General features: G+C 63.6%; 14 protein-coding genes. 9 read left to right on the top strand and 5 right to left on the bottom strand.

All coding sequences use genetic code 11. From position 1 onward, the window contains the following. Positions 1-49 precede the first annotated feature (49 nt). The 3 genes from NKI64_RS07435 (at position 50) to NKI64_RS07425 (ending at position 3,087) form a co-directional block, all read left to right on the top strand. A complete protein-coding gene (locus NKI64_RS07435) occupies positions 50-1,408 on the top strand; it encodes an Nramp family divalent metal transporter (RefSeq protein ID WP_023691522.1) in 1,359 nt (452 codons plus the stop codon). A 53-nt stretch (positions 1,409-1,461) separates the two neighbouring features. Beyond that, positions 1,462-2,319 (top strand): protein-L-isoaspartate O-methyltransferase family protein, encoded by an 858-nt coding sequence (locus NKI64_RS07430; protein ID WP_352497549.1) that lies wholly within the window; start codon positions 1,462-1,464, stop codon positions 2,317-2,319. Positions 2,320-2,436: 117 nt separating this feature from the next. Beyond that, the gene (locus tag NKI64_RS07425; RefSeq protein ID WP_023751206.1) at positions 2,437-3,087 is read left to right on the top strand and encodes a dihydrofolate reductase family protein; all 651 of its coding nucleotides are present in this window, start codon (positions 2,437-2,439) and stop codon (positions 3,085-3,087) included. A gap of 64 nt (positions 3,088-3,151) precedes the next feature. Here the strand turns inward: NKI64_RS07425 and NKI64_RS07420 are convergent, their stop codons facing one another. Continuing rightward, the gene (locus tag NKI64_RS07420) at positions 3,152-4,030 is read right to left on the bottom strand and encodes a LysR family transcriptional regulator (RefSeq protein WP_460222886.1); all 879 of its coding nucleotides are present in this window, start codon (positions 4,028-4,030) and stop codon (positions 3,152-3,154) included. Between the two features lie 87 nt (positions 4,031-4,117). Here NKI64_RS07420 and NKI64_RS07415 point away from each other — a divergent pair, with 87 nt between their 5' ends. Next, on the top strand, positions 4,118-4,717 hold the full coding sequence (locus tag NKI64_RS07415; RefSeq protein WP_023689744.1) for a LysE family translocator: 600 nt from the start codon (positions 4,118-4,120) through the stop codon (positions 4,715-4,717). A gap of 162 nt (positions 4,718-4,879) precedes the next feature. On the opposite strand, the gene NKI64_RS07410 is transcribed toward NKI64_RS07415, so the two are convergent. After that, positions 4,880-5,674, bottom strand: coding sequence for an SDR family NAD(P)-dependent oxidoreductase (locus NKI64_RS07410; protein WP_023751208.1), 795 nt, complete (start codon positions 5,672-5,674; stop codon positions 4,880-4,882). Between the two features lie 176 nt (positions 5,675-5,850). Here NKI64_RS07410 and NKI64_RS07405 point away from each other — a divergent pair, with 176 nt between their 5' ends. Continuing rightward, a complete protein-coding gene (locus tag NKI64_RS07405; RefSeq protein WP_352667249.1) occupies positions 5,851-6,315 on the top strand; it encodes a MarR family winged helix-turn-helix transcriptional regulator in 465 nt (154 codons plus the stop codon). Positions 6,316-6,344: 29 nt separating this feature from the next. Here the strand turns inward: NKI64_RS07405 and NKI64_RS07400 are convergent, their stop codons facing one another. Further along, the gene (locus NKI64_RS07400) at positions 6,345-7,523 is read right to left on the bottom strand and encodes an MFS transporter (protein WP_023744337.1); all 1,179 of its coding nucleotides are present in this window, start codon (positions 7,521-7,523) and stop codon (positions 6,345-6,347) included. Positions 7,524-7,722: 199 nt separating this feature from the next. On the opposite strand from NKI64_RS07400, the gene NKI64_RS07395 reads away from it, so the two are divergent. Continuing rightward, on the top strand, positions 7,723-8,079 hold the full coding sequence (locus NKI64_RS07395) for an ArsR/SmtB family transcription factor (RefSeq protein WP_023683780.1): 357 nt from the start codon (positions 7,723-7,725) through the stop codon (positions 8,077-8,079). Positions 8,080-8,102: 23 nt separating this feature from the next. Here NKI64_RS07395 and NKI64_RS07390 read toward each other — a convergent pair whose 3' ends face one another. Next, positions 8,103-8,573, bottom strand: a complete 471-nt coding sequence (locus NKI64_RS07390) for a nucleoside deaminase (RefSeq protein WP_023672423.1) — start codon at positions 8,571-8,573, stop codon at positions 8,103-8,105. Positions 8,574-8,752: 179 nt separating this feature from the next. On the opposite strand from NKI64_RS07390, the gene NKI64_RS07385 reads away from it, so the two are divergent. The 3 genes from NKI64_RS07385 (at position 8,753) to carB (ending at position 14,569) form a co-directional block, all read left to right on the top strand. Then, positions 8,753-9,529 (top strand): metallophosphoesterase family protein, encoded by a 777-nt coding sequence (locus NKI64_RS07385; RefSeq protein ID WP_352667246.1) that lies wholly within the window; start codon positions 8,753-8,755, stop codon positions 9,527-9,529. 248 nt (positions 9,530-9,777) lie between these two features. Then, complete coding sequence (locus NKI64_RS07380; RefSeq protein ID WP_352667416.1) at positions 9,778-10,830, top strand: SH3 domain-containing protein; 1,053 nt, start codon at positions 9,778-9,780, stop codon at positions 10,828-10,830. A gap of 235 nt (positions 10,831-11,065) precedes the next feature. Continuing rightward, the gene (carB, locus tag NKI64_RS07375; protein ID WP_023705856.1) at positions 11,066-14,569 is read left to right on the top strand and encodes a carbamoyl-phosphate synthase large subunit; all 3,504 of its coding nucleotides are present in this window, start codon (positions 11,066-11,068) and stop codon (positions 14,567-14,569) included. Positions 14,570-14,621: 52 nt separating this feature from the next. Here carB and NKI64_RS07370 read toward each other — a convergent pair whose 3' ends face one another. Continuing rightward, positions 14,622-15,980: a hypothetical protein gene (locus tag NKI64_RS07370; protein ID WP_023713912.1), complete on the bottom strand. Its 1,359-nt coding sequence runs from the start codon at positions 15,978-15,980 to the stop codon at positions 14,622-14,624. Positions 15,981-15,984: the final 4 nt, after the last annotated feature.

The following is a 15,984-nucleotide window of genomic DNA, read 5'->3' as shown; positions in this document are numbered from 1 at the left end:
TGGCATAGATAGGATGACGTCAACCGATCCACCCAGTGGAAAGCCCTCCATGTCCGAAGCTGACGCTACCTTGGGATCATCCTGGCGATTTGACAGGCCGGAGGACAATCCTCCCAGCCTGCGCGAGGTGAACTCCACGATCGCGGTGCCGCAGTCCGGCGTCTGGTTCCGTCGCCTGTTCGCCTTCATGGGACCGGGCTACATGGTCTCGGTCGGCTATATGGATCCGGGCAACTGGGCCACCGACCTCGCCGGCGGCGCCCAGTTCGGCTACACGCTATTGTTCATCATCATGCTGTCCAACCTGATGGCGATCCTGCTGCAGGCGCTTGCCGCCCGGCTTGGCATCGCCACCGGCCGCGACCTCGCCCAGGCCTGCCGCGCCTATTATCCGCGTCCCGTCAGTTTCGTGCTGTGGATCGCCTGCGAACTCGCCATCATCGCCTGCGACCTCGCCGAGGTGATCGGCACGGCGATCGCGCTGCAGCTTCTGTTCGGCATTCCGCTGATCGGCGGCGCGTTGCTGACGGCGCTCGACGCCTTCATCGTGCTGCTCTTGATGAACAAGGGTTTCCGCTATCTCGAAGCCTTCGTCATCGCGCTTTTGATCATCATCTTCGGCTGTTTCGCCATCCAGATCTTTGCCGCTGCCCCTCCGGTCGGCTCGATCCTGCATTCGATGTTCGTGCCGTCGACGGAGATCGTCACCAATCCGGCGATGCTCTACATCGCCATCGGCATCATCGGCGCCACGGTGATGCCGCACAATCTCTACCTGCACTCCTCGATCGTACAGACACGCGCCTATGAACGGACCGAAAAAGGCAAGCGCGACGCCATTAAATGGGCGACGACGGACTCGACCATCGCGCTCGTCCTGGCGCTGTTCGTCAACGCCTCGATCCTGATCGTCTCGGCGGTGGCCTTCCATGGCACCGGCCATCAGGATGTCGCCGAGATCGGCCAAGCCTTCGAGCTCTTGTCGCCACTGCTCGGCCTCGGCATCGCCTCCATCCTGTTTGCGGTGGCGCTGCTGGCCTCCGGCCTCAACTCGACGGTTACGGCTACGCTTGCCGGCCAGATCGTCATGGAAGGCTTTTTGCGCCTGCGCATTCCGCAATGGGCGCGCCGGCTGCTGACGCGCGGCATCGCCATCGTCCCGGTGGTGGTCGTGACCGCGCTCTATGGTGAAAAGGGCACCGGCCAGTTGCTGGTCTTCAGCCAGGTGGTGCTGTCGATGCAGCTGCCCTTCGCGGTCATCCCGCTGGTGCAGTTCGTCTCCGACAAGAAGAAGATGGGCGACCTTGCCATTCCCCGTGGCGTGGCGGCCCTCGCCTGGGTGGTCGCGGCGGTCATCCTGGTGCTCAACTTCAAGCTGCTCTACGACACCGTCTTCGGCGTCGGCTGATTCTCATTCCCGACCGCGACAAACCGGCGGCTTGCGCTATCTTGCTCGCCATCATGACAAGTGTCGAAGACGCCAGGAAATTTTACGCGCAGCTGATGGCGGCCAATGCCGGCTCGGCCGATCCGCGCCTCGAAGAGGCGTTCGCCACCGTTCCGCGCGAGGCCTTTCTCGGTCCCGGACCCTGGGCGGTAGTCGCCGGCAGGGCGCTCACCACCGGCAACGGCAAGATCATGACGCCGAGCGCCGATCCTGTTCACATCTATCAGGACGTGCTGGTGGCGCTCGATGCCGACAAGGGCATCAACAATGGCGAACCCTCCTTGCACGCGATGTGGATCGGCAGGATCGCCCCCAGACCGGACGAGGCCGTCACCCATATCGGCGCCGGCACCGGCTACTACACCGCCTTGCTGGCGCGGCTGGTTGCGCCCGGCCCGGTGACCGCCTTCGAAATAGAGGCAGATCTTGCTGCCAGAGCAACAAAGAATCTCGAAACCTACGGCAATGTAAGCGTCGTCCACGGCGATGCCGTCACCGGCGATCTGCCGCCGTCCGACATCATCTATGTCAATGCCGGTGTCGTCGCACCGCCGGCTGCCTGGCTGAGGGCGCTGAAACCCGGTGGCCGCATGATCTTTCCCTGGCGTCCGTCTCAGGGCGTCGGCCTGGCCGTGATGGTAACCCGCACCGACAAGGGCTTTGCCTGCGACCCCTTCATGCGCTCGTGGTTCATCCCCTGCGTCGGCGCCTCGGCGGCCGGTTCGGCGGCCAAAATCCCCGACCTCCAGAAGGCGGCGCGCAGCCGTTCGATCTGGCTGACGTCAGACAGGGCGCCGGACCGGACCGCCACCGCCATCATCGGCGACGTCTGGTTTTCGTCGCAGGCGCTTGGCGGCGGGCGACGGCGGTAGGTACCCTTGTCGGCCGGCAGCGTTTTTTTGCCAACGCCTGTCGGGCGGCCGCCGGCCTGTCCGTCCTTAGATCGAAATCCGGCCCTGACGGCGCGGATCCTGGAAAAGGAAAATCCAATGCGAAAGATCATCGCTTCCACCTTCGTCAGCCTCGACGGCGTCATGCAGGCGCCAGGCGGCCCGGAAGAAGACCCGGTTGGCGGCTTCGAATTCGGCGGCTGGACGTTCCACTACTTCGACGAGGTGGCGGGGGTGGCCATGGAGGAAATGTTCTCCAAACCCTTCGCCCTGCTGCTCGGCCGCAGAACCTACGACATCTTCGCCGCGTACTGGCCTTACCAGAAAGATCCGATCGGAGACGTCTTCAACCCTGCGACCAAATATGTGGCCACGCATCGGCCGGACAGCCTGACCTGGGAGAACACGCAATGGCTTGGGGACGATATCGTCGCCACGTTGCGCAACCTCAAAAAGGAAGATGGAGCTGACCTGCTCATCCAGGGTTCGAGCGAGCTGATCCAGACTTTGCTCGCCAACGGTCTGATCGACGAGATCCGGTTGATGATCTTCCCGCTGCTGCTGGGCAAGGGCAAGCGGCTGTTCGATGGTGGTGCGATGCCCGCCGCTTTCAAGCTGGTCAAGTCGCAGGCCACTACCACAGGCGTCATCATGGCGACCTACGAACGCGGGGGTGAGGTCAAGGTCGGGTCGTTCGCTACGCAGAAGCCGTCAGAGGCCGAGCTCGAGCGGCGTAAGAACTCGAAGTGACAGGGACAGGCTTGGCACCTTTCCTCTCCCCCGATCGACGGGGGGAGAGGAAATCCAAGTTCTGTCAAGCCGCCACAGCCCGCCGTGCCAACCCACCCCGGATATACCGCGCGAACTCCTGCGCTGCCGGCGCCGTGCCGTACTTCGGCAAATGCAGATTGATGGAAAAATTCGGCAGCGGCGGCAGCCCGGCATCGAAAGGCAGGATGTCGAGGTCGGCGGGCACGGTGGAGGCCAGCCAGGCGGTGACGGCAAGGTCGGAGCGCACCGTCGCGGTCGTGGCGTCGATGTTGCCGTTCTCGAACACGGTGCGCCATTCCAGCCCGTGCTCGTTCAGCGCCGACAGCACCACCGGGCGGAAGGCGCAGGTGTCGGCGACGATCGACACCGGCAGCGGCCGCTTGGCGCGGGCGACGCCGCCCTTGGCCCCCACCCAGACCAGCCGGTCAATGGCCAGGCACTCACCGGCCGACGGGCCGACCCGTTCCTCGATGACGGCAAGGTCGATGGTGCCGGCCGCGAGGGCCGCGGCAAGGTCCGGCGAAGCCGCACAGAGCAGTGAAATCTCGACCTGCGGATAGGTCTCGGCATAGGCCTTCAGCACCGGCGCCAGCAAAGTGCCGACAAGGTCATAGGGAACACCGAGCCGCACCTGGCCGGCGACCTCGGTGCCCGCCATCTCGGCCCAGATCTCGTCATTGAGGCCAAGCAACCGTTTGCCCTTGCCGAACAGCCGCTCGCCGGGCCGCGTCAGCCGCAAGCCACGCCGGTCGCGCTCGAACAGGCTGCAGCCGAGCGCTTCTTCCAGCCGCTTGATCTGCTGGCTTACGGCGCCTTGCGTCAGATGCAGCGCGTTCGCCGCCGCCGTCATGCTGGCCTTGTCGGCTACAGTGACGAAGGTGCGGATCAGCGCTGTGTCGAGGTTGCGGATCATGGTTGGCATTATATCTGCTAATGCCAACCATCGCAAACATTGCATTTACTGAAGTATGCAGAAGTCTACCGTAGGGCCTTCGATGGAGGACGCCTCATGTTGCAGCCCATCTTTCCGCTCATCCTGTTTGCCTTCGTGGCCACCGTCACGCCCGGCATCGCCACCACCCTGTCGACTGCCTCAGGTGCACAGTTCGGTTTTCGCCGTTCCGTTCCCCTATTGGTCGGCAGCGCCGCCGGTCTCGCCACCGTGACCGCTGCTGCCGCCGCCGGGCTCGCCGGTCTGCTGCTGGCCATGCCTTCGCTGCAACTGGCGATGAAAATCATCGGCTCGCTCTATCTCATCTGGCTGGCAATCAAGATCGGCCGCGCCGGGCCGCCCAATCTCGATGTGGCGATGGCAAAACCCAACAGCTTCTTCGGCGGCGCCGGCATTCAATGGATGAACCCGAAGGGCTGGGCGATGGGACTGGGGGCGGCGGCCTCGTTCGCGGCCCTTGCCGACGGGCCGGGACAACTCGCGCTGCTGCTCGGCTCGACCTTCGGCCTCACTGCAGCCGTCTCGCTGTCGATCTGGTGCGTGGCGGGCATGGTGCTGGCACGGCTGCTCGAGACCGAATGGCAATGGCGCGCGCTCAACATCGTGCTGGCGCTGGTGCTGGCTGCATCGATCATACCGATGTGGCGGGGAGCGTAAACGCAGAGGTTGGCGCCAGTACCCCCACCCGGACCTGCGGTCCGACCTCCCCACAAAGGGGAGGTAGGGGAGCGCGCACTTTACCCTCCCCCTTGTGGGGAGGGCCGCGAACGAAGTGAGCGGGGTGGGGGTCCTGGTTAGCGAAGCGAACCAGCTCTCTCCTCAGGCCGCGTAGCGGGCAGCCGGCTTGTCGGCGTGCAGGTTGCCGTAGAAGACTTGCCTTGCCCCGAGGAACGTGTCCAGCTTGGCTGTGTCGGCAAGTGCCGGCACGGTGACGGCTTCGCCCCTGGATAGGCCCACAAGCGCGGCATCGACCATATCGTCGGCGGACATGATGATCTCCTTCGGCAGATTGTCGATGTCGCCGCCGGCAAGCTCCCAGAAATCGGTGCGGGTCGCACCCGGCAGCACCGCCTGCACCTTCACATTGGTGCCGGCGACTTCGCGGTGCAGCGCCTCGGTGAAGTTGACGACGTAGGCCTTGGTGCCGCTGTAGATGCCGCCGAACGAGGTATCATAGGCGAGCACGGAGGCGATGTTGACGATGGCGCCGCGGTTGCGCGCAAGAAGCCCCGGCAGAACGGCGCGGGTCAGGCGGGTCAAGGCGATGACGTTGACCTTGATCATGCGCTCGGCCTCGTCGGCGTCGGCCGTTGCCACCACGGCCTGGCCACCAATGCCGGCATTGTTGACCAGCAGCGTGACGCTGTCGTCGGCTGCGATCGCCTGCTCGACGCGGCGCACATCATTGTCGTCGGCAAGATCGGCTGATATCACGCTGACCTTGCGCTTGTAGGCATAACGCAGCTTTTCAGCCAGTTCCTCCAGCCGGTCGGCGCGCCGCGCCACCAGCACCAGATCGTAGCCCTGCCCGGCCAGCCGGTCGGCATAGACAGCACCTATGCCGGCCGATGCGCCGGTGACGACTGCGGTACCCTTGTTGTCCTGTCCACTCATTGTCCTGTTCCTTTTTTGCCCGGCGAGACAGGTCGATGACCCTCGCCTCGCCCTGATTTCAATTAGTGGCATGTACCACTTTCCGGAAGTAGGCTTATACCACTATCTTGTCAACGGAGGCGGCAGAAACTATTTCTGCGACAGGCCGGCAGCGGTTTTGCCGGCAAGGGGTCGTGATGAGCAAGACCGTGCTGCCGGGATTCAGCCTTTGCAACAACGCCACGCTGCGGCGCGCCGCGCGCAAGCTCGGCCGCTTCTATGACGATGTAATCTCGCCTTCGGGTCTGAAGGGCACGCAGTACGGCCTGCTCTACCAGATCCATGTCAGCAACGAGCCGGCGATGGGCACGATAGCCGAAGCGATGGTCATGGATCTCTCGGCGCTCGGCCACACGCTGAAGCCGCTGATCCGCGACGGCTATGTCGACACCTTCGCCGACAAGGACGATCGCCGCGTCAAGCGGGTGCGGCTGACGCCGCAAGGCCAGACCAAGCTCGAGGAGACGACGCAATTGTGGAGCACTGCTCAGCAGCGCTTCGAGACGCTGTTCGGCCCGCAACGAGCGGCAGATCTGCGCGCTATGCTGGATGAAGTCGCGGCGCTGGACTACGACGTGCCGGCGGCCGCCCCTTCAAGCTGAAAGAACGGCCGCCGGTCCTTTGCAAAGATCTATTCCGCCGGCATGGCGACCGGCCGGGCCGCCCAGCGGCCGGCCAGCACCACGCCAAGCCCGATCAGCGGGAAGATGGCGGCGACCAGGCCGAGGTCGGCCGGCACGCCGTAGCGAAGCACGGCGCCGCCGGCCACAGCGCCCAGCGCCACGCCGAGATAGAGGGCCGAAGCGTTGAGCGACAGCACGATCGGGGCGGCGTCGGGCGCCAGCTTGATGATGCGGCTGGCCTGCGCCGGCGGAAATGCCCAGCCGACCATGCCCCACGGCACCATCATGGCCATCAATGCCGGCCCGGCGAGATGCTGCGGCAGGAAGGTCGGGATGACCGAGAGCATCACCAGCATGACGGCGCTCAGCGCCAGCGACCAGCCGACGGTGCGCGTCGCACCAAAACGGTCGGCCGCTTGGCCGCCGGCTATGTTGCCGATGACGGCGCCCACACCGAAGGCGAGCAGCATGCCGGGCAGCGCAATCGGGCTGAGGCCGCCGCTCTGGATGGCCAGCGGCGCGATATAGGAAAACACCGAGAAGGCGCCGATCAGGGCAAGAGCGGTGGTCAGCAGGATCGGCATGACGCCGGGGCGCAGCGCCGCAGCCAGCCGCCGCCTGAGCGGCAGCTTGGTGCCGACAATTCCGCGCGGCAGCCGGTACCACAGAATGGCGCCGACCAGCGCGCCGAGCCCGGCAATGGCAAAGAAGGTCCCGCGCCAGCCGGCTATCGTGGCAACCAGCGCGCCGAGCGGTGCACCCAGCGCAACCGCCACCGTGGTTCCGCCGACGACGACTGCAATGGCCCGCGCCCGGTGGTGGTCATCGACCAGCGCCACCGCCGTGCCTTGAGCGGTCGCGGCAAACAGGCCTGACGACAGCGCCATGATGATGCGGGCAATGAGCAGCAGCTCGAAGGACGAGCTCAGCGCCGCCACCACATTGCCGATGACGAAGAACGCCAGCGTCCACAAGATGACGCGGCGCCGGTCCCATTCGCCGGTCAGCGTTGCCAGGATCGGCGTGCCGATGGCGTAAGCCAGCGCGAAGGCGGTGATCAGCGTGCCGGCGAGCGGAATGGAAATGCGGGCGTCGGTGGCGATATCAGGCAGCAGGCTGGAGATGACGAAGCCTTCGGTCGAGATCGTGAACGATCCGAGCGCAAGCCAGAAGAGGCGCTTGTCCATAGGGCGTGTCCTTAGTTCAAAACTTATTGAACAATTGGACATAACAGGACATGATGTCAATGAAGCCAGGTGAAAATAGCTGAAGCCTGCTGACAGCCCTGTGTCAGGACAGCCATTGGGCCAATCGCGAAACGGACTGTGCATGCCCGCGAAAGATCGACGCGTTGAAATCGCCACCGACTGTGCTTAGTTTCGGGCCATGACTTTGCCGCACCCCAATACAGACCAGATCAGCCTGCCGGTCGTGCTCGGCGTGCTTGGCGACCCGACCCGGCTCGCCATCGTGCGCTATCTCGCCAGCAAGGAAGGCGTGCCGCTGAACTGCAGCCGGTTCCTCGACCTCGGCTCCAAGACCAATCTCAGCTATCACCTGGCCAAACTGCGCGAGGCCGGCGTCACCCGCGCCGAAGTGGCCGGCACCAACCGGATGATCACGCTGCGCCGCGCCGACCTCGACGCCCGCTTCCCCGGCCTGCTCGACAGCGTGATTGCGGCGGCCGGAGATGACCCGGCTCTACCCATCGTCGGCGGCCACGACATCGAAATGCCGGCGTAGCTGGTGCCGAAGTCAGGCCGCTCCTAGCGCTGCCAAAAACCGATATGCGGGGCGAGGAGTTCCTCGTCCATCTCGGGGAAAGGGCCGTGGACCTCGACCGGCTTCTGCCCGGAGCCGAGGACTGTGCGCGACGAGAGGTTCATCGTCGGGTTCTCTGCGTGATTGCCGGTCAGCGCGAGAAGCTTGGTTTCCTCGAAGCCGTAGACCAGCCGGCCGATATTCGCCCAGTACAGCGTTCCCGTGCACATCGCACAGGGCTCGCCGGTTGTGACCAGCGTGCAGGACCAGAGGAAATCCGGCGGATAGGTGTCGGCGGCACGCCGGGAGAGCTCGGTTTCGGCGTGGCGCACGGTGTTGATGTTGCCTTGCCGCATCAGGATGCGATCGTCGGGGCCGACGAGCACGCAGCCGAAAGGATGGTGCCCGTGCGCGGCAGTCTCGCGCGCGACGTCATTGGCGGCGCGAAGGTGGGCAACCATCTGGTCGCGGGTCATCGCCTGTCCTCCCCCGGATGAACTCTGGAGCGGCGTGGACGCTAGCAGATGGAGTGCTTCCGCGATAGGCGGGGCTCCCGGCTGTCTCGAACGATCTCAAGGGCTTGATAATGAAGGCAGGGGCTTGATAACGAAGACCGGCCGCAAGCCTCAACGGGCTGCACCAAGGAGCCCGCCGCATGCGCATTGCCGTTCTCGCCGACATCCATGGCAATGTGCTGGCGCTGGATGCCGTGCTCGCCGATCTGGCGCGGCGCGGCGGCGCCGATCTCACCGTCAACCTTGGCGACTGTGTCTCCGGCCCGCTCTGGCCGCGCGAGACGTTCGAGCGGCTCGAAGCGCTCGACCTGCCGACGGTGCGCGGCAACCATGACCGCCGGGTCGCGGTCGATCCGGCCGACGATGTGATGTGGGCTTCAGACCGCTATGCGCAGGAACGGCTGACATCAGCGCAGCGCGAAGCCCTGCTCGCCCTGCCCTTCACGCTGGAGATTGTTCCCGGCGTGGTCGCTTTCCATGCGCGGCCCGACCATGACGAGAAATACCTGCTCGACGCGATCGTCGATGGCCAACTGGTGCGCGCGCCGCTTGCCGCTATTCAGCGGCGGTTGCAGGCGCTGGACCCGGCCTGCCGCATCGTGCTGTGCGGCCACAGCCACCGCGCGGAACTGGTCCGTATCCCCGGCGGCCCCTTGCTCTTCAATCCCGGCAGCGTCGGCGCCTCCGCCTATGAAGATGACACGCCCCCGGCGCATGTTTCGGAGCAAGGCAGCCCGCATGCGCGCTACGGCATCCTCACCTTGGATGGCGAAGGACCCGACCGTTTCGAGACCATCGCCGTCGACTACGACCACGAAGCGGCGGCGAGACAGGCCGCACAGGCGGGCCGACCGGAATGGGCGCATGCGCTGAGGACCGGCTTCATGCCCAAACCCTCTTGGCAAGGCTCCGCTTGACCGCACGGCTGCGCCCTGCTTCCGCCTCGCGGCACCAAACATCGGACGCATTTTCAGACTTACATGGCCGCGTATCGTCCCTTATAAAACCGCCTTGGCATACGGCAGGACTGCTGCCGCAAGGGTAATCGGCGCACGGCCAAATGATGAGGCGCACAATCCGAACCATTTTGCATCGACTGACTGGCGCTCCGCTCCTGCGGGCAGCCCGGTTGTTGGCGGGTCCGTTGGTGGTGGGCCCGTTGTTGGTGAGCTTGCCGGCCAATGCCGAGGACGCGCCTGCCGACATCGTTTCCATAGTGACCGAGCTCGGCCCAGGCGATCTCCTCAACATCCGCGCCACGCCGTCGCCGGTCGGCAGAACCCAGGCGCGTCTGCCGATCGGCTCGAGCGTCAGGAATTTCGGCTGCAACGAAGTGGACGGCCACCGCTGGTGCAAGGTCGAGGAGATCGACAATCCACTGGTCAAAGGCTGGGCGCCCGCGCGCTATCTTATCCCCGACAATCCGACCGTGGTCGAAGTTGACGCCGTGCCGCCCCAGGTGACCGCCAGTGCTGAAGCCGGCGGCCCGGCGCTCGCGCCCGACATGCCGACGCAGCCGGCCAACGTGGCCGCAACACCCCCAGCAACTGCACCTGCCGCCTCTGCCGCTCCGCCTGTACCCACTCAGGCTCCACCCACCCCGGCTGCACCCGCGCCGGCTCCACTCGACCTGACGGAGCGCCTTGGCAGCACGGATCCGGGCGCGCCGAAGTCCGCCGCCGAGATCGGCAGGACCGCCATGCAGGATGCTTATGGCCTCGCCTTCGCAGCCAATGAAAGCCCGAGGACGGGCGAGATCCCCGCCACGGAGGCTCCGGCGACGGAGGCCACGGGGACGCCGGTACAGGATTCCGCCGCGTCTGCGGGAGCAGCGCCGGATACGGCGTCCGCGCCGGGGGTACCATCCCCGACGCCACGGCCAGACCAGGCCAAAGCTGCGACCGCTACGCAAACCGTTGCACGGCTGGAACCCCCGCCCGCCCTCGGCGCCACCGCCGAGATCCCCTGCGCCCGCTATGTCGGACAACCGATGACCCGCTGCGCCGTCAACATCGTCCACAATGGCGCCGACAAGGCAGACATCACCGTGACCTGGCCCGACGGCGGCACCCGCGTCATCTCCTTCTCTGCCGGCATGCCGGCCAACTCGGATTTGGGCAAGGACTTCCGCTTCACAAGGGAAGGCAGCCTCAACATGATCCGCGTCGGGGTATCAGAGCGGTTTGAGATTACGGATCAGCTCGCGCTGGGGGATTAGGTGTCAGGCAGTAGGGAATGGGCAATAGGCGCCTTAACCTCGCTCCTGCCTAATCCCCACTGCCTGATCCCTACTGCCTAATCCCTACTGCCTAGCCTCATTTTCGGGGTTACATCTCCCAAAACTCTTCCCTATAAGGCCCTCCTAGCCTGATACCAGAATCGCAAGCACAACCGGCCGGGTCTTCCCGTCCCGGTTTTTCGTGCAAGCCGCTCGCCGAACGGAACTCACAACGATGCCAAGACGCACCGACATCAAGTCGATCCTGATCATCGGGGCCGGCCCCATCGTCATCGGCCAGGCCTGTGAGTTCGATTATTCCGGCACACAGGCCTGCAAGGCGCTGAAGGAAGAGGGCTTTCGCGTCATCCTGGTCAATTCCAACCCGGCCACCATAATGACCGACCCGGAACTGGCCGACGCCACCTATATCGAGCCGATCACGCCTGAAGTCGTCGCCAAGATCATCGCCAAGGAGCGGCCCGACGCGCTGCTGCCGACCATGGGCGGCCAGACCGCGCTCAATACTGCTCTGTCGCTGCGCCGCATGGGCGTGCTCGAACGCTACAATGTCGAGATGATCGGCGCCGACGCCACGGCGATCGACAAGGCCGAGGACCGGGCGCTGTTTCGCGAGGCGATGAAGAAGATCGGCCTGGAAACGCCGAAGTCGATGCTTGCCAATGCCACCGATGTCAAGAACGCCGACCGCAAGACGCACGAGGCCGAGCGCGCCGCCGTAAAGGCCGAGGCGCCTGCCGACCTCGATGCCGCGCTCGACGCGCTGGAAACCCGCTGGAACCTCGGCGAAGGCGACCGCAAGCAGCGCTACATCAGCCATGGCATGGCGATTGCCGCCCAGGCGCTCGACCATGTCGGCCTGCCCGCCATCATCCGCCCGTCTTTCACCATGGGCGGCACCGGCGGCGGCATCGCCTACAACCGCGCCGAATTCTACGACATTGTCCAGTCCGGCCTCGACGCCTCGCCGACCACCGAAGTGCTGATCGAGGAAAGCGTGCTCGGCTGGAAGGAATATGAGATGGAGGTCGTCCGCGACAAGGCGGACAATTGCATCATCGTCTGCTCGATCGAGAATATCGACCCGATGGGCGTACACACCGGTGACTCGATCACCGTCGCGCCCGCGCTGACCTTGACCGACAAGGAATACCAGATGATGCGCAACGCCTCGATCGCGGTGCTGCGCGAGATCGGCGTCGAGACCGGCGGCTCCAACGTGCAGTTCGCCGTCAACCCGGCCGATGGCCGCCTCGTCGTCATCGAGATGAACCCGCGCGTCTCGCGCAGTTCCGCCTTGGCTTCGAAGGCGACCGGCTTCCCCATCGCCAAGATCGCGGCAAAACTCGCCGTCGGCTACACGCTGGACGAGCTGGAGAACGACATCACCGGCGGCGCCACGCCCGCCTCCTTCGAGCCGAGCATCGATTACGTCGTCACCAAAATCCCGCGCTTTGCCTTCGAGAAATTCCCCGGCGCCGAGCCGGTGCTGACCACCGCCATGAAGTCTGTCGGTGAAGTCATGGCCATCGGCCGCACCTTCCAGGAGTCCCTGCAGAAGGCTTTGCGTGGATTGGAAACCGGCCTCACCGGCCTAGACGAGATCGAGATCCCCGGCCTCGGCCACGGTGCCGTGGCTGCCAACCACGCCGACGACCGCAACGCCATCCGCGCCGCGCTCGGCACGCCGACGCCCGACCGGCTGCGCATGGTGGCGCAGGCGATCCGCATGGGCACCTCGCTGGAAGACGTGCACGCCATGTGCAAGATCGACCCGTGGTTCCTCGAACAGATCGCCGGCATCGTTTCCATGGAAGCCCGCATCCGCGAGCACGGCATTCCGCAAGACGCCGTCAATCTGCGCATGCTGAAGGCGATGGGCTTCTCCGATGCCCGCCTCGCCTCGCTGACGAAGACCGACGCCGAAGTGATTGCGAAGATTCGTGAAAAGCTCGACGTTCATCCGGTTTATAAGCGCATCGACACTTGCGCGGCCGAGTTCGCCTCGCCCACCGCCTACATGTACTCGACCTACGAAGTGCCCTTCGCCGGCGCGCTGGCCAATGAAGCGCAAGTGTCAGCGCGGAAAAAAGTCGTCATCCTTGGCGGCGGTCCGAACCGCATCGGCCAGGGCATCGAGTTCGACTATTGCTGCTGCCATGCCGCCTTCGCGCTGCGCGACGCCGGCTATGAAGCGATCATGATCAACTGCAACCCCGAGACCGTCTCGACCGACTACGACACCTCCGACCGGCTCTACTTCGAACCGCTGACGGCGGAGGACGTGCTGGAGATCCTGCGCGCCGAACAGGCCTCGGGCGAACTGGTCGGCGTTATCGTCCAGTTCGGCGGCCAGACGCCGCTGAAGTTGGCCGATGCGCTGGAGAAGGCCGGCATCCCGATCCTCGGTACGTCGCCCGACATGATCGATCTCGCCGAAGACCGCGACCGCTTCCAGAAGCTGCTTCATAAGCTCAACCTCAGCCAGCCGAAGAACGGCATCGCCTATTCGGTCGAGCAGGCGCGCCTAGTCGCCGGCGAGCTCGGCTTCCCGCTGGTGGTGCGCCCCTCCTATGTGCTCGGCGGCCGCGCCATGCAGATCATCCATGACGAAGGCATGCTGCAGAGCTACCTGCTCGACACCGTGCCCGGCCTGGTGCCGGAGGACATCAAGCAGAAATACCCCAACGACAAGACAGGCCAGATCAACACGCTGCTGGGCAAGAACCCGCTTCTGTTCGACACCTATCTCTCCGGCGCCATCGAGGTCGATGTCGACTGCCTCTGCGACGGCAAGTCGACATTCGTCTCAGGCATTCTGGAACACATCGAGGAGGCCGGCATCCACTCCGGCGACAGCGCCTGCTCGCTCCCCGTTCACTCGCTGCCTTCCGAGCTGGTCGACGAGCTGGAGCGCCAGACGGCGGCCCTTGCCCGCGCGCTCAATGTCGGCGGCCTGATGAACGTGCAGTATGCGATCAAGGACGGCACGGTCTATGTGCTGGAGGTCAATCCGCGGGCATCGCGCACCGTGCCCTTCGTCGCCAAGACCATCGGCCGTCCCATCGCCAAGATCGCCGCCCGCATCATGGCCGGCGAGACACTTGAAGATGCCTTCGCCCATTACGGCGCCATGCCCGACCCCAGGAACCCCGGCCACATAGCGGTCAAGGAAGCCGTCTTCCCCTTCGCCCGCTTCCCCGGCGTCGACATATTGCTTGGCCCGGAAATGCGCTCGACCGGCGAAGTCATGGGCCTCGACCGCGACTTCGCGCTCGCCTTCGCCAAGAGCCAGCTCGGCGCCGGCGTTGATCTCCCCCGCTCCGGTACGCTGTTCGTCTCGGTGCGCGACGAGGACAAGGCCGGCATCCTGCCGGCGGTCAAGCGCCTCGCCGGCCAGGGCTTCAAGGTGTTGGCGACATCCGGCACGGCCCGCTTCCTCGCCGAAAACGGCGTCGACGCCCAGAAGATCAACAAGGTGCTGGAGGGCCGCCCCCACATCGAAGACGCCATCCGCAACCGCCAGGTCCAGATCGTCTTCAACACGACGGACGGCCAGAAGGCGGTGTCGGACTCGAAATCGCTGCGCCGCGCCACGCTGATGCAGAAGGTGCCGTATTACACCACGCTGTCGGGGGCGGCGGCTGTGGCGGAGGCGATTGCAGCGCTAAAGGCGGGGAGCCTGGAGGTCAGGCCGCTGCAGGAGTATTTTGCCTGAGGGATTGTAACCAGCGATATTGAGCGATTTAGGCACTGCACGCCTAAATATACTATAAACCGGACATCAGTTTCGGATCATCTTTGTCGCGATTTTCGCCTGCCCATTCCATACAAGAACTCAAGCATAGACGCGCTAATTGTTCGGCACGTGCGGAATTGTTACTCCAATCCGTTCCAATTCTTTCATTGCTACCATGCATAGTACGGCTTCGTCCGTACCCATAAATCACCGACACTGCGCTCTTTAATGTCGTTCCGTCAGAAAACACCCGGGCGTCGCCTTTCAAGCCAAGACGGGCGCTAAATAGGCAAAGAATTCCATTCTCACCTCCGCCACAGGCAAGAGCGTCCATAGCCGCCGCGAATTTTACGATAGCAATGAGCGGTGAACGATCTCGGCAACCTTCGTGAAACCAGAGAATGGCGTGGAATAAAGCGCGAACTAGATTTGCACGCGGTACATCTGTGAGAGATAGGTTGTAGCCTATTATCTCTTGGGCGGTGGAAAAGTAATTCTCCCTTTCTTCGACCAAAGACCCCCATTTTTCTTCGCTGAAATTGCCATCAACCGTCAGATGAATTTTCGTACGGCTCGTAAGGATATGGCCTTCATGAAACGCCATCGCGGTTTGGAAATGAACTGTTCGATCGTAGGCAAGATTAAAGCCATCAAGCCGCTTGGAGGGTGTTTGCCACAAAAGCGCGATTGAGGTGAGGGCCAGCCGCGCAGCGATAAGTGCCTTCTCGCGCCCTAAACCTAGGCTATATCCATCTGTTGTGATGCTGCATACATATGGACAGTCGCTAATCGCATCGAGGACATCGCTTTCACCCATACTCTCGAAACTGCTTTTTCGAGCTCTGATCTTGCTTCCAGACCAAACCTTTTTAGTACGCCGATAGGTAGTCAGACTTATATCGCCCTCAGCCCTCTTTCTCTCTAGCCATCTCATGCGTGTCTCGAAACGCACTGCACCTATCGCAAAATCGGGGATCAACAACCTGCTGAACAGTGTGCAGCCAAAGCAATGTTCATATCTCAGTTTTTCGCGATTGATGGACTGTTCAACGAATAGTCTCACGTTGGAAAGTGCCGTCTTGGCATTTTCGGAGATACCGTGATCGAGGTCTATTGCAGCTAGTGCAGGCCCAAAGGCTCTTCGAACGATTGAATGCAATTCCGAAGTTCCGATACGCTTTCCCAATTCACTATCACTCGAATGTATCTGCAACGACACCAGATCGATTAAATCATCGATCTTCTTGGAGACGTACAGTGTCCGCTCCCCATCTACGGCGATCATCCGTGGAAGAGGAAAATCGTCATCCTCCCTCCACGGAGGAGCAGCTGCGCTTTGAATGCGCGTCAGCTCCACAATAATATTGGAGACTAGCTGTTTTAACTTCATGACA

Source organism: Mesorhizobium sp. M0478 (assembly GCF_040321305.1).
Lineage (GTDB): Bacteria > Pseudomonadota > Alphaproteobacteria > Rhizobiales > Rhizobiaceae > Mesorhizobium.
The sequence above is the reverse complement of the archived record's forward strand: the minus strand, read 5'-3'. Positions and strand labels throughout refer to the sequence as shown.